The sequence below is a fragment of the Frankia sp. CcWB3 genome (genome assembly GCF_977927595.1).
In genome coordinates this window covers 6,967-20,704 of sequence record NZ_CDWRCK010000052.1, presented here as the reverse complement: position 1 = coordinate 20,704, position 13,738 = coordinate 6,967, and the positions used below count along the sequence as shown (strand labels likewise).

Annotated in this window: 11 protein-coding genes; 7 read left to right on the top strand and 4 right to left on the bottom strand. The window is 70.6% G+C overall.

Annotated features, from left to right (window positions below):
* Positions 1-337, top strand: a 337-nt coding sequence (locus ACY5KJ_RS06470; protein ID WP_462188478.1) for an aldo/keto reductase, incomplete at its 5' end; no start/stop codon positions are given.
* A gap of 64 nt (positions 338-401) precedes the next feature.
* On the opposite strand, the gene ACY5KJ_RS06465 is transcribed toward ACY5KJ_RS06470, so the two are convergent.
* Both ACY5KJ_RS06465 and ACY5KJ_RS06460 read right to left on the bottom strand, forming a co-directional pair.
* Complete coding sequence (locus tag ACY5KJ_RS06465; RefSeq protein WP_462188479.1) at positions 402-1,187, bottom strand: ABC transporter permease subunit; 786 nt, start codon at positions 1,185-1,187, stop codon at positions 402-404.
* Complete coding sequence (locus ACY5KJ_RS06460) at positions 1,184-2,353, bottom strand: ABC transporter ATP-binding protein (RefSeq protein WP_462188480.1); 1,170 nt, start codon at positions 2,351-2,353, stop codon at positions 1,184-1,186. Before ACY5KJ_RS06460 ends, ACY5KJ_RS06465 begins: the two co-directional genes overlap by 4 nt.
* Before the next feature lie 632 nt (positions 2,354-2,985).
* Between ACY5KJ_RS06460 and ACY5KJ_RS06455 the strand changes: the two genes are divergently transcribed.
* Positions 2,986-4,917 (top strand): PP2C family protein-serine/threonine phosphatase, encoded by a 1,932-nt coding sequence (locus ACY5KJ_RS06455; protein WP_462202986.1) that lies wholly within the window; start codon positions 2,986-2,988, stop codon positions 4,915-4,917.
* A gap of 46 nt (positions 4,918-4,963) precedes the next feature.
* Entirely contained in the window at positions 4,964-5,680 is a 717-nt protein-coding gene (locus ACY5KJ_RS06450) for a DUF4230 domain-containing protein (protein ID WP_462188482.1), read from the top strand.
* Positions 5,681-5,707: 27 nt separating this feature from the next.
* Here ACY5KJ_RS06450 and ACY5KJ_RS06445 read toward each other — a convergent pair whose 3' ends face one another.
* Positions 5,708-8,536 (bottom strand): alpha/beta fold hydrolase, encoded by a 2,829-nt coding sequence (locus ACY5KJ_RS06445; RefSeq protein ID WP_462188483.1) that lies wholly within the window; start codon positions 8,534-8,536, stop codon positions 5,708-5,710.
* A gap of 821 nt (positions 8,537-9,357) precedes the next feature.
* On the opposite strand from ACY5KJ_RS06445, the gene ACY5KJ_RS06440 reads away from it, so the two are divergent.
* The gene (locus ACY5KJ_RS06440) at positions 9,358-9,936 is read left to right on the top strand and encodes an Hsp20/alpha crystallin family protein (RefSeq protein WP_462188302.1); all 579 of its coding nucleotides are present in this window, start codon (positions 9,358-9,360) and stop codon (positions 9,934-9,936) included.
* 108 nt (positions 9,937-10,044) lie between these two features.
* Here the strand turns inward: ACY5KJ_RS06440 and ACY5KJ_RS06435 are convergent, their stop codons facing one another.
* Complete coding sequence (locus tag ACY5KJ_RS06435; RefSeq protein ID WP_462188301.1) at positions 10,045-10,938, bottom strand: exodeoxyribonuclease III; 894 nt, start codon at positions 10,936-10,938, stop codon at positions 10,045-10,047.
* A gap of 68 nt (positions 10,939-11,006) precedes the next feature.
* On the opposite strand from ACY5KJ_RS06435, the gene ACY5KJ_RS06430 reads away from it, so the two are divergent.
* The 3 genes from ACY5KJ_RS06430 to ACY5KJ_RS06420 all read left to right on the top strand — a co-directional run.
* Positions 11,007-11,858: a RibD family protein gene (locus tag ACY5KJ_RS06430; RefSeq protein WP_462188300.1), complete on the top strand. Its 852-nt coding sequence runs from the start codon at positions 11,007-11,009 to the stop codon at positions 11,856-11,858.
* A gap of 183 nt (positions 11,859-12,041) precedes the next feature.
* A complete protein-coding gene (locus ACY5KJ_RS06425) occupies positions 12,042-13,178 on the top strand; it encodes a hypothetical protein (RefSeq protein ID WP_462202985.1) in 1,137 nt (378 codons plus the stop codon).
* A 198-nt stretch (positions 13,179-13,376) separates the two neighbouring features.
* A partial coding sequence (locus ACY5KJ_RS06420) for an FHA domain-containing protein (RefSeq protein WP_462202984.1) occupies positions 13,377-13,738 on the top strand: 362 nt, incomplete at its 3' end.

Genomic DNA, 13,738 nt, shown 5'->3' with positions numbered 1-13,738 from the left:
ACTCGGCCGGTCCGCGATCCGCGCTTACCACGCGGAGCACGGGATCGTGACGGAGGCGTGGAGCCCGCTGGGCGCCGGCACCGGGCTGCTCGACGAACCGGTGATCGCGCGGATCGCCGCCGCGCACGAGCGCACCCCCGCGCAGGTCGTCCTGCGCTGGCACATCGAGCTGGGCATCGTGGTGGTGCCGAAGTCGGCCAGCCCCAGGCGCCTGGCGGAGAACATCGACGTCTTCGACTTCACGCTCTCCGCCGAGGAGATCGCCGCGATCTCCGGACTGGACCGGGGCGCCGCGGGGGAGGTGGACGCCCTCGACTCCGACGTGTTCGGGCACTGAGTCCCTGGGAGCTCGGGGTCCAGGGACACTCGGGACAAAATAACGTTCTTATTTCCCATTTCCCTTATGAGGTCATGTCCCGGCGCCAGAAGAGGACGACAGCGACCAGCACCATCGCGGTGCAGTAGACCAGCCCGCGCAGCAGCGCGTCGGCGTAGGGCGTGGCGACGGCGGAGCCACCGGTGGTGATCGCCTCCATCAGCTGTACCGGCAGCCAGGCCCGGGCGGGACCGTAGATGCGCGTGACCAGCATCTCCACCGGCAGCGCGTAGGCGACCGCGACCGCGATCGCCGCGGCGGGCGCGCGGAAGACGATCGCGGCCAGGGCGCCGAGCGCGGCGTAGCCGAGCGATCCAGCGCACAGGTTGACGAAGCTCTTGCCCAGTTCGGCCAGCCCCGCCGCGCTGCTCCAGGCGGCCGTCGACACCCCCTTCAGCGGCGCGAGCGCGAAGGACAACGCGACCGAGACCACGGTCGCCACGGTGATGACGAGGACCACGAACGCCGCCAGAGCCAGCAGTTTGCCGGCGAGAAGCCGGAGCCGGTGCGGCTGGGCGACGAGCTGGTTGCGCAGGGTCCCGTGCGCATGGTCGCCGGCGAGCGACGCGGCGACGACGGACAGGGCCACCACGCCGAGCAGGATGCTGACCGCCTGCACCCCCTGCACGACGCCGTTCGCGGCGGACAGCCCGCTGGCCGTGACGGGGTCGCCATCGAAGTCGTTGTGCCCCACCGAGACGAAGGTCAGAACGGTGCCGAGCAGGGCCGAGGCGATGACCGCCCCCAGCGTCCCGAGCAGGAACCGGGTCCGCAACAGCGGCACCCATTCGGCGCGGAAAGCCGTGATCATGTGGCACCTGCACGGCTCTGGGCCGGGTCGAGCCCGGCTCCCACGGGGGGCACGCTGCCGTCCGGGGTGTTCTCGGAACGAATGAGGTCGCCGTCGATCTCGCCGGTGACGCGCAGGAAGGTCTCCTCCAGGTTCGGCCGATGGGTGCGCAGCGAGCGCAGGGTGATGCCGGCGCGCATCGCCAGTCGGTTGAGGTCCGCGGCCACCCCCTCGCGGGCATGGGCGGTCACCACCGGATGGCGTTCGCCGACTCCCGCGTCGCACGACGGCCCGGGGCAGAGGTCCATCTCGACCCGAAGGCCGGTCTCGCCGAGGAGCCCGGCCAGGCGGCGGGCGTCGTCGTCCCGCTCGGGCACCATGAGGATCCGGGGATCCTCGGCGGCGAGCAGGTCGGTGACGTGCCCCTGGAACAGCATCCGCCCGCCGTTGATCATCACCAGATGATCGCAGATCTGCTCGACCTCGGTCAGCAGATGGCTCGACATGAAGACCGTCATGCTGGTGCCGGCCAGCTGGCCCAGCAGCGCGCGGATCTCCCGGATGCCCGCCGGGTCGAGGCCGTTCGTCGGCTCGTCCAGGATGAGCAGGCTGGGATCGGGCAGCAGAGCGGCGGCGATGCCCAGGCGCTGCTTCATCCCGAGGGAGTAGGCGGTGAACCGGTCGTCGGCCCGCTCGGTCAGGCCCACCTGTGCGAGGGCTTCCCCGACCCGCCGCGCGCGATCGGCGCGGCGCCGCCCGCCGATCCCACGCAGCAGGGCGAGCTGGTCCAGATTGCGCCGGCCGGACAGCCCGGGATGGAACGTCGGGCCTTCGATCATCGCCCCGACCCGGCCCAGGTAGCGGGCCGGATGGGAGATCGGCGCGCCCAGCACGTACCCCTGGCCCGCCGTGGGGCGGATCAACCCCAGCAGCATGCGCAGCGTGCTGGACTTCCCGGCCCCGTTCGGGCCGACGAAACCGGACAGCGTCCCGCGCGGCACCTGGAGGTCGAGATGGTCCACCGCCACCCGATCGCCGTACCGCTTGCCGAGCCCGCGGGTCCAGATCGCCGCCTCGGCCGGGCCCTCGGGCGACCGCCCGGCCGGCCGCGGGGGCCGCGCCGCACCGTGGGGGCGACCAGCCACGTTCGATGCGTGCGTCGGTTCGGTGACCGAACCCGAAGTCATCGTCTGACAGCCTCCCAGATCATGCATTCAACTCCCGGAGATCGGTCGATCCGTCACCCTCCACCGTGACTCCGTCATCCACCGTGCTCTATGGGGAGTCGTGCCCGCGGAGGCCGTCGTGGTCGACCAAAGGCGCGGCCGCTGGCGGGACCGGCACCGGCACGGGGGCCGATCGAACTCCCGTGCCTCCCGGCGGTACGCGCTGGGCGCCGTCGGCGCCGGGCACCGCAGTGGCCGGACCAGTCCCCGGCTCGGGATCCCGGCTCGGATCCGCCGTGCTCAGCAGGCCTAACGAGTGGACCACGGGCACCGTTCCAGCTCCCGGCACTCCGGAGCGCTCGGTGCCGTGGGAATCCGGAGGTTTCCGCCTTGTCCGAAAGAGTGGCAACGTGCCGCTATGTTTACTCATTTCCAACACGTCATCAAACAAGCACTGTGAAAGTCTGGGGCTAGACTGGGGCTGGAGTAGGTTCGCGCCGCCGCCGAGGTTCGCGATCATTCGGCGCAGCACATTGAGTGCGGCGCTCATCGTTCCATCCGTGAGATGGGGTAGCTGTCGTACGAGCCTCCCCGGGGGACCCCGCACGTCACCCGACACAACCGGCGCCCGACGGCTGGACGACAATCTGCACATGGGCGAGACGGCTGGCCTTCGGCGCGGCATCCGGGTGCTGACGTTGCTCGCCAGCATCTCGATCATCGTGATGCTGGTGTTGGCCGTGGTCTCCGCCCTGCGGTCACGTCATGCCGCGACGGAGCGGAGCAGGCATCTGGACCCGGCGGCGACTACCACCGCGATTCTCCTGGCCGACTTCGTCGACCAGGAGAATGCTCTGCGTGGCTACATCATCACCCGGGACCGGGGTTTCCTTGTCCCCTACGATGAGTCCGCCAGCTCCATCCCGGTCCTGATGGCACAGCTGGACGCGTTGCTGGCCGACTTCCCCGTGCCGCGCGCGCAGCACGGGGAAGTCGGCCGGGCGTACCGGGACTGGCGTCGCGAGGTTGTCCAGCCGGAACTGGCCGCGATGACGAGGGGAGACACCGCCGCTGCCCGGAATATCGTGCGCACCAACGCGCGCCAGGACTTCGACCTGCTGCGCCGCGAGGTCGCGGAGCTCGCCGTGGCGATCGACCGCGAGCAGGTCGAGGCGTCCGGGCGGGTGGAGAGTGCCTCCGTGCTGCTGCTGAGCTCGCTGGCCAGTGCGATGTTCGTCATCCTCGGGTTCCTGCTGACCATTATGATCATCTCGCGCCGATGGCTACTCCGCCCGATCGGAGCGTTGCAGCGATCCGTCAACGCGGTGGCCGCCGGTCGCTACGACACCCGGATCCCCTCCGTCGGCCCCAAGGAGATCGTGGAGCTGGCCGCCGACGTCGAGACGATGCGCGCCCAGCTGGTGCGGCTCGTCCGCCAGAACGAGCGGTCGTGGGAGGCTCTGGCCCAGCAGGGACCCGCCGTGATCGCGCTGCGGGACGCGCTCACGCCCTCGTTCCTGCGGGCCCGCGGCCTGGTCCTGCACGGCCGGGTCGATCCGGCCGAGGGCGAACTGGCGGGGGACTGGTACGACGCCTTCGAGCTGCCCGACGGGCGGGTCGCCGTCGTGGTCGGTGACGTCTCCGGTCATGGAGCCGCGGCCGGGGTCTTCGCGTTGCGGCTCAAGCAACTGCTTGACGCGGCTCTGTCGACGGAGATCGATCCCGGTCGGGCCCTGGAGTGGACGGTGGACAACCTCGGTGAGATCGAGGAGATGTTCGCGACCGCGATCATCGCCGTCGTCGACCCGCGGACCGGGGACCTGTCCTACGTCAACGCCGGTCATCCCGACACGCTCCTGCTGCGCCGGGCGGTGCCCGGGAACATGGCCTCGGCGGGCGAGCCGCCCGTGGGCGAGCTGTCCGCGGGCGCGGGGTGGGTGGGTGCGGTGTCGGTGGGCGAGCTGCCCACAGGCAAGGTACCCGCGGACGCGGTGCTTCCCGGCGGGGCATCCTCACGCGAGGTACCCGCTCCGACCGCTCACCTGGTTGGCCCCCGCGATCCCGCTCGGCCGGGAGGCGGCCCCGGTGACGGGGTGGGCGGATCCGCCATGGCGGCTGCTGTTGGACCCGCGCATGCTGTCGGATCGGCCCGCGGGTCGGGGGATGGGGCGAACGGTGCCGGCCCCGAGCCCGGGCGGGTGCCGGGACCCGGTTCCATCGTCGGCTCCGGGCTGGGAACGGCGCAGGTCGTTCGGCTGCCTCCGACGGGCCCGTTGATGTCGAGCCTGCTCGCGGAGCCCGGGGCGTGGGGAATCCAGACGCTGCGGCTCGAACCGGGCGACGTGCTCTTCGCCTACACCGACGGACTGGTGGAGGCGCGTGACGAGGCCGGGCGGCAGTTCGGGCTGCACCGGCTGATCGCCGAGATCCTCCGTGATCCCACGCGCACGCCGGTGGCGCTGCTCGACGACGCTTTCGACGCGGTTCGCCGATACGCGCCCGGGCGGCAGGGCGACGACCGTACGGCGATCATTCTCGCCCGCACCGCCCAGTGTGGCTCCACGATCGCGCCCGGAGAGCCATAGCGGCGACATCGGCGTGGTTGCCGGCCATTTCGGGTAGAAGACGCTCATGAACGACGAGTCCGGCTTGGACCGGCCCACCCGCTCGACCCGGTCTCCGCGATCTCTGCGGTCCCGGCTCAGCCCACTGCGGTTGATCGCCGTCGTCGCTACCGTCGCCGCCATCGTGCTCGTCCTCGCCGGCATCGCCCTGGTGGCGGGATGGCGGCCGAGCCTGCCGAACCCGTTCGAGGAGAGGACGGTCGACCGCAGTTCCCCGGCGGTACTGCGCTCCCTGGAAGAGCTGAGCGACTATCACGCCGCCAGCGCCCACTTCGAGGTGGTGGTCGACCTCGAGAAGGACAGCAAGTGGATCCCTGATGCGCTGCGCGGCGAGCGCACCCTGTTCGTCGAGGTCGGCACCGTCGACTCGGTGATCAACTTTGGTGCGCTCGGCAAGGACGCGGTCACCGTCTCCCCGGACCGTCGTGCGGTCACCATCGAGCTGCCGAACCCGACGCTGTCCAGGCCCGAGCTGGATCTTGACCACAGCTACGTGGTGGCCCGCCAGCGCGGCGCGCTGAACCGCGTCGGCGGGTTGTTCGGTGGGGTCGGCAGCGACCAGGAGCTCTACCGGGCCGCGTCGGCGCGGATGACCGACGCGGCGAGGACGGATGGCCAGGTGCTCGACCTGGGCAGGAAGAACACCACCGCCATGCTGCGCGGTCTACTCGGCGCGCTGGGTTTCACCGACGTCAGGGTGACCTACGCAGCCGACCGCCGCTAGGCGAACGGAGTGCTCAGCCCGTCGCAGTCAGCCTGTCTCAGCCAGCCCGGCAACCACCCGGTCGATCTCGGCCCGGAAATGCTCCGAGATCTTGATGATGTGCGGTTCGCGGAGCAGGTAGAAATGCTCACACGGAACGAAATGGATGTCATGGCTCCCGGTGAGGAATGCCGACCATGCGTCCTCCGGGTCCGGATTCTCCGCCGATCGGTACACGAGGGCCCGGCCGGGCCACGGCCGCGGTCGGTAGAAACGTTCGAGGAGCCGCCCGTGGTTGAAGAAGACGTCGAACTGTTCGAGCCCGCCGAACTGTACGACCCCGGTGAGCGGAATCTGTACCATTTTCTTGAGGGTCGCATTACTGGTGAAGTTCGCCCGCTGTTCCGGTAGCAGCTTCTGGGTGAACCGCGCCAGCCGGCCGCGGTAACCGCGCGCGTGGTCCTCGGCTGCCTTCGACGGCGCGGTGGCGCCGGCCGCCCCGGTATCGCCCGCCTCGGTATCGCCCGCCCCGGCCGACTCGATCCGCAGCGAGGCCGGCAGGTAGGTGTCCATGATGGACAGGAAACCGACCTCCTCTCCCGCGGCGGCGAGCTGCTGGGCGATCTCCATGGCGATCAGGCCACCCAGCGAGTGCCCGGCGAGCAGGTAGGGACCCCGGGGAGCCAGGACGCGGATGATCTCCAGGTGGCGGCGGGCGGTCCGCGCGACGCTCCAGTCCGGGAAACCCCGCCGCTCCAGCCCGTGCGCCTGGAAGGCGTAGACCGGCTGGTCGTCACCAAGGCGGCGGGCCAGTGAGTGGAAACCGAGGGCGAGCGCGCCGGCCCCGGCGAAGCAGAACAGCGGCGGCCGCGAGCCGGTGGTGCGCAGGGGGACAACGGTGGGGTGCCGCGGACCCGACTGCTGCGCGAGTGACAGCGAGCGGGCGAACTCGCCCAGCGTCGGCGCGTCGACCAGCGCCGATGACGGCATGGTGATCCCGAGCTTCTCCGCGACCAGGGTGAGCAGCTCGTTCGCTGCCAGGGAGTCGCCGCCGAGCTCCATGAAGTCGTCCCCGATGCCGACCTCCTCGAGATCGAGGACCCGCGTCCAGATGTCGGCGACGACGATCTCCCACTGCGTTCTCGGCCGGGCGGAGACGGCCGGGGCCTCCGGCGGGGGCGGCAGCGCGCCCCGGTCCACCTTGCCGCGTTCGTTGCGGGGCAGTTCCGTCAGAGGGATGATCGTCGTCGGGACCATCCAGACCGGCAGCTTCTCGCGCAGCCTCCGCCGGATCCGGACCGGGGACAGGGTGTTGCCGTGTACCGCCGGCACGACATAGGCGACCAGCCGGTTCCGCGCCGAAGGATGCGCGACGGCGGTGACGACCGCCTCGGCGATCTCCGCGGAGCTCAGCAGCGCCGCCTCCACCTCGCTCGGTTCGACGAGGTAGCCGCGGATCTTCACCGCTGCGTCCCGGCGGCCGAGCAGGACCAGCGTGCCGTCGGGTTCGAACCGGCCGACGTCGCCGGTCCGGCAGGTGGTCCGGCCATCGGTGAGCGGGGTGAAGCGGGACGCCGTCATCTCCGTGTTCCCCCAGTACCCGGCCGACAGGTAGGCCGAGGTGACCTCCACGTCGCCCACCTCGCCGGGATCGGCGGGCGTGCCGTCCTCGCGGCGCAGTACCACCTCCTTGCCGGTCGCCGGCAGTCCGGCGGGTACCGTGCCCGCGGGCGGCTGGGTGCCCGGCGGGACCTCGAAGAAGCCGAGGGAGGCGATCTCGGAGGCACCGGACCAGTTCACGTAGGTACACGCCGGTGGCACGTGCGGCCGCAGCGCCGTGATGTCGCGTCCGTAGACGGCCTCCCCGCACGTGGTCACGATCCGTAGGTCGGCGAGGACCTGGTCCGGTTCGAGTGAGCCGACGAGGGAGCGCAGCAGGGACGGAGTGGTCTGCAGCGCGGTCAGGTGCTGCGAGGAGATCCAGTCGGCGAGGCCGCTCAGGCCCACCGCCCGGGGATCATAGGCATACATCCCGGCCCCGTTGAGCAGACCGAACACCACCACGGTGATGCCGGCGGCGAACGAGTACGGCAGCACGAGGGCCAGCCGGTCGCCCGGCGCGAAACCGAGGCGTTCGGCGCCGGCGTAGGCGTCGCACAGGAACGTGCCGTTGGTCCACACCACGCCCTTGGGCGCGCCGGTTGAACCGGAGGTGAACACGATGCAGGCCGGATCGTCGACCAGCGGCTGCGGCCACCAGACCGCGTCCGCGCCGTTCGCCGCGATCCACCGGGCACCGTCCGCGGCCGCCGTGGCGAGGTCCAGGACGAGGCGGGGGCCGCCCCCGGCCAGCGCGGCGAGCAGGGCGTCCGGATTCACGCTGGATTCGGCCGTGGCGTTCGAACCGTTGGTCCCCACCGGCTGCAGGCCCACCGTCGAGCGGGCCACGGAGCCGTCGCCCAGGTCGGTCAGCAGGGCCACGCAGCCGGCCTGCCGAACGATCTGTGCCATCCGTTCGGCGGGCACCACCGGATCCAGCGGGACGACCGGGCGCCCGGTTTTCAGCACGCACAGCACGCCCAGCAGGCCAGCCACGCTGTGCGGCAGCAGGGTCGCGACCGGACCGTCCTCGTTCGCGTCGAGGCGGCCGAGGACCGCCATCGCGATGTCATCGGTCCGGCGATCAGCCTCGGCGAAGGTCATGACGACGCCGGGAGAGACCAGCGCGGGCGTGTCGGGCAGGTGCGTGGCGACCTCCCGGAACCGGCTGACCACCGAGGCCGGCAGGTCGTCGAAGTGCAACGCCGGGAAGAACGCGCCACCTTCAGGCGTCGCGACCGCAAGGGACGCGCGCCGACCGCTTTCGTTCAAAGCCACTCCCTCGTCCTGTCCTCTCTCGGCGTCATCGGTTTACGACGGATGACGATGATCTTGTGTCCTGGCCGGTCCTCACCTCGTCAACCGGGTGCGGCTGGTTACCCCTGATCGGGGGGCGGACCTCGAATCCCGTATGGTCACGGATGCGCCGGTGCCGGGTGGCTGCGCGATGGGACGGGCCGTTTGTGGTAACCCCGTCCAACAATCTCGTACGGTGCTGCAACCGTTCGCTCGTGGTACACGAACAGCCTCCCCAACACGCAGTCCGGTATAGCGCGTGCGACTTTATACCACGGTGCTGTGGCTATCTTATGGTCACTCCCGGTAACCCTCACTCAAGGGGTAGTTTGTCGGTGGTAATCGGGCTTCGGCTATGTCCGGCGCAAACGATTTGCCGTGATCCCGGACTAATTTGATCCCGAGTCGGCGGTTCGGCCGATGGTGCCCGGATCCGGTGCCGCCATTCCGCGGCGTCGCGGCCCGGAGCTCGGGGCGGCTCGCGGCCGCACGATCGCCGGCTCCTCGCTCCAGGAGAGCCGGCCCGCCGCGGCGGGCCGGCGCCGGGCCCCGCTGCCCGGCCGCTCGGGGCCGGCCGCTGCGACCGTTCGCCGCTTCGGCGTCCTGCCTCACATCCAACAAATTCTTTGCCCTCACTTGCAACAGCAAGGTTGAGCGTCTTAGACTCACTAACTGTGAGAGCGGGAGGCAGTCGCACCGAAGGTGATCCGTCCAGGGGGCGCCTGAGGGGCGGGCGCGTCTCGATCGGCATCGATGTACAGAGATCGGCCCTAGAAAGATCAATCTTTTGGAGGGGGAGTGTCGTGAGCACCTACCTGTGGGACCCGTTTGCCGCGCTGGGGCGCATGGACCGGGAGTTCGACGAGATTGTTCGGCGTGCCTGGGGCCCGCGGCGTCCGGTGCTTACCGGACGGTCGTCGGTCACCGAGTTCGCCGTCCCGTCGGCTGATGTGGTTACCGAGGGAGCGGATGTACTGATCAACCTCGAGCTGCCCGGGGTCGATGTCGAGCGGGACGTCGTGGTCGAGATCGACCGGGGTCGCCTGGTCGTCCGCGGGAAGCGTGCGGCCGGCAGCGAGAGCGAGCACGCCGGTTGCGTGCACCGCGAGCGATGGCACGGTTCCTTCCGCCGGGAGTTCCGGCTTCCCGAGGGCGTGGACGCGCAGCGGATCTCGGCCACTTACGACCGGGGCATCCTGACAGTCCGTCTCGTCGGCGCGGCGGCGGAGCCCAAGGCGACCCGGATTGAGATCACCCCGGTCGTCCGCGACGCCCGGCCGGCCGAGGTTGCCGAGGGTGGCTCCCCGGGGCTGCCGGCGGAATCCGCGACGCCGCGGCTCGCCGAGCCGGCCACGCCGGCCGCGGCCGGTTCCACCGCCTGAGGAGCGCACCCGGCGTGCGGACGCCGATGTCCGCACGCCGGGCAGCGGTTCCCTCGCACCGGGCGGCATACCCCGCCGGACCGGTCGATCCTGCCGGGACCGCCCGGCTCAGCGGCGGCGCGGTCCGGTGCCGGCGGAGGAGGTCCGTCCCGGGGCGGACCGTCCGGCCGAGCTACCACTCGACGGAGGCGGCACCATCGGCCCGATGTCGCCGTCCGGCGCGGTGTCCAGATCGACGATGACGGGAGCGTGGTCGCTCGTCCCGACACCCTTGCGGGCCGCTCGGTCCACCCAGACCGCGCGCACGCGGCCCGCCACGTCGGCGGTCGCCAGAGCCAGGTCGATGCGTATCCCAAGGTTCTTCGGGAAACACAGCTGGCGGTAGTCCCAGTAGGTGTAGACGGCGTCGTCGGGCCAGCGGGCCCGCAGCACATCGATGAGCCCGGCGTTGACGAGTTCTGCGAGTGCCGCGCGTTCCGCCGGGGTGACGTGGGTGGCGCCCTCGAACTGGGTGATGTCCCAGACGTCGGCGTCCGTTGGCGCGATGTTGAAATCACCCAACGCCATCACCGCGCCCTGGGCCGTGGCCTCGGCCACCACCTCGCGCAGCGCGGCGAGCCAGGCCAGCTTGTAGGCGTAATGAGGGTCGTCGATGGTCCGGCCGTTGGGTACGTACAGCGACCAGATCCGGATGCCGCCGCAGGTCGCGGCGATGGCGCGAGGCTCGGGACCGGGAAAGCCCGGATCGCCCGGAAGACCCCGCGCGACGTCGTCGAGGGTGTCTCGCGACAGGATCGCCACGCCGTTCCACCGGCCGTCGCCGTGATGGGCGACCCGGTAGCCCCGGCGGAACAGATCCTCGTCGAACAGCTCCAAGAAGGCGTCGTCCGACAGCTTCGTCTCCTGCAGGCACACCACATCCGGCTCGGCCCGGTCGAGCCATTCGATCAGGCGGGCCTGCCGAGCCTTCGCAGAGTTGATGTTCCACGTCGCGATCCGCACATCTGTTGACGGTAGTCCCAGGGTCCGACAGGTCTGCCGGGCATGTCGGGTCTGGGATGATGGTCGTCATGGGAATGAGCCGGCGTGTCGACGATGACACTGTCGACAGTGTCATCGTCGACAATGACGCTGTGGGCCGAGGCGCTGTTGCTGGCCGGCCGTACGTCATCTGCAGCTGCGCGATGTCGTTGGACGGGCACATCGACGATAGCTCGGATGAGCGGCTGATCCTCTCCAGTGCCGCCGATCTCGACCGGGTGGACGAGGTGCGTGCCGGCTGTGACGCGATCCTCGTCGGCGCGGCCACTGTCCGGCGGGATAATCCCCGCCTCGCCGTGCGCGCGCAGCACCGTCGGGCGGCGCGGGAGGCGGCCGGGCGTCCGCCCACGCCGATCAAGGTCGTGTTGTCCGGCGGGGGAGATCTCGACCCGAGCGCTCGGCTGTTCACCACCGACCCGGTCGAGACGATCATTTACCGTCGGGCCGGATCATCGTTGCCGATCGCCGCGCCGACCTCGTCTCCCGAGCTGTCAACGCCGCAATCGGCGTCGGCGGCGATCCGCACCGCGCCCGCTGCCCGCACCGAACGCGCCACCTTCACCGCGCGCGTCATCCTGGTCGAGCTTCCCGGTCGGCCCCGGGTCGAGGTCGCCGCCATCCTGACCGATCTCGCCCGGCGTGGCGTCCGCCGGCTGCTGGTGGAGGGTGGTACCTCGCTGCATACGGCCTTCCTCACCGCCGGCCTGGTCGACGAGCTGCATCTTACCGTCGCCCCGTTCTTCGTCGGCGAGCGCGATGCGCCGACCTTTGTGGGACCGGGGGTCTTCCCCAACGACGTCCGCTCGCCCCTTCGCCTCGTCGAGGTCCGACAACTCGACAATGTGGTTTTTCTTCGGTATCTGGCACCGACGTCTCACTAAACGCTGTGACCGGCGGCTCGATCGCCTCCGGACCACGAAAGGACCACGCGGTCGTCGAGCCCACGCCGAGTCGACGGCACCGATGTCGATGCGGAACGTAATACTTGCCTCACTTCATGTCGTGGTTTCGAGGTGCGTCCGGGACGGCGTTCCCGGAGCATGGCCGGCCCCTGCGGAAGGGCGATGATGCGGGCGGTACGGGCGGTACGGGCGGCGACCATGGCGGGCACGATGGCTGCCGCCCTCATCCTGGCGATGGTTCCGGCGAACGGCGCCGCGGCGCGACGGCACGCGGTCCCGGGTGGACCGGTTGCGCCGGTGGATCTGGGCTTTCCATCCGGGTACTTGTTCAGTACGGCGACAGCGATCAACGATCGGGGAGAGGTCGTCGGCATCGGCTCCGCGGGCTCCTACGACCTCCACGGCCTGCGATGGTCGGAGAGTGCGGTGACGGCGCTGCCGGACGGGGCCCCCGGGCCGTCGCGGATCAGCAACGCCGGCCAGGTGACAGGCTTCCGCCCCCACCGCGGCGCCCCCGACACCGGATTCGTGTTCCGGCCCGGCGGCGTTCTCGTCGATCTCGATTTCCGGGTCGAGGACCAGAACGAGCGCGGCCAGGTGGTCGGGACCAGAACCACGTTCACCGCGCCGCCTCGTGCCGTGAGCTGGTGGCGTGGCCGGACCGTCGATCTTGGCGCGCCGTCGGGTGCCGCCAGCTTTGCCGTGGCGGTGAGTGACAGCGGACAGGTCGCCGTTCGGGTGGACGAGGGGGGCCGTTCCCGCACCGCCCGGTGGACCCGAGGGCGGTGGACCGATCTGCCCGACCTGCCCGGTAGTGTCGGGAGCTGGGCCGCCGACATCAACGATCGTGGGGACGTCGTCGGCTGGGCCCAGACCGCCGATCGGACGATGCACGCGGTCGTCTGGCGGGGTCGGAGGATCATCGATCTTGGCGCGCTGGGCGGTCGTGGCAGCCTGGCGACGGCGATCAACGACGCTGGGCAGGTCGTCGGTTCGACGTTCGACGGCAACGGTGGCGGTCGCGGCTTCCGCTGGGAGGACAGCCGCGTGACGGATCTCGGCATCCTCGGCGGCCCTTCCAGCACGCCGGCGGCGATCAGCGACCGTGGCGACATCGTTGGCGTCAGCAGTACGCCCGACGGCGCCGAGCACGGATTCCGCTGGTCCCACGGTCGGATGGTGCTCCTGGGCGATTTCGGCGGCGGCACCAGCCGCGCCGTGGCGGTCAACAACCGCGGTCAGGCCGTCGGTTCCGCCCGCCTACCCGACGGCGGCACCCGTGCGGCCCGCTGGAACTGATTCGATTTCCACCACCCGCCCACCGCATTTCCTCGTTCCCCGGACCGGTCGGTGTCCGGATCCAGCACGCTCCAACCCGTCGTGGCGCCGTCTCGTGGCCGTCAGCTTTCGGACATGTTGCGGAAGGGGCGGGAAAACTCCCTCTGCACAGGCACACTATGGTGCGTCTGGCGATCGAAGGAGCGAGGGAGAGTGCTGGTGGTTCCGACCCCGCTTCACGTCACCACCCCCGCGGGGGAGGCGACGCTCACCGGAGACAAGCCGGTCGTGGTGGGGCGGGCCCGTACGGCCGACATTGTGATCAACGATGGCCGGGTGTCGCGCCGGCATCTGGTGCTGCATCCCGACGTCGGCGGATGGCGGATCGAGGACATCAGCGCCAACGGTCTCTGGCGGGATGGCTGCCGTGTGGGCGGTCTTGCCGTCTCCGGGGAGCTCCGGCTCCGGCTCGGCGCGGTGGACGGACCTGAGGTGGTGCTCGTTCTGCGTCCGGCCCCGCCGATGATCCCGCCGACCGCGCCGACCCATAGCCCGGGCGGGGCACCCATCCCCCTTGCCGG

Coding starts and splice junctions, on each gene's coding strand:
- ACY5KJ_RS06455 (WP_462202986.1), top strand. CDS start 2,986: ATGGGCGAGACGGCTGGCCTTCGGCGCGGCATCCGGGTGCTGACGTTG.
- ACY5KJ_RS06450 (WP_462188482.1), top strand. CDS start 4,964: ATGAACGACGAGTCCGGCTTGGACCGGCCCACCCGCTCGACCCGGTCT.
- ACY5KJ_RS06465 (WP_462188479.1), bottom strand. CDS start 1,187: ATGATCACGGCTTTCCGCGCCGAATGGGTGCCGCTGTTGCGGACCCGG.
- ACY5KJ_RS06460 (WP_462188480.1), bottom strand. CDS start 2,353: ATGACTTCGGGTTCGGTCACCGAACCGACGCACGCATCGAACGTGGCT.
- ACY5KJ_RS06425 (WP_462202985.1), top strand. CDS start 12,042: ATGATGCGGGCGGTACGGGCGGTACGGGCGGCGACCATGGCGGGCACG.
- ACY5KJ_RS06430 (WP_462188300.1), top strand. CDS start 11,007: ATGGGAATGAGCCGGCGTGTCGACGATGACACTGTCGACAGTGTCATC.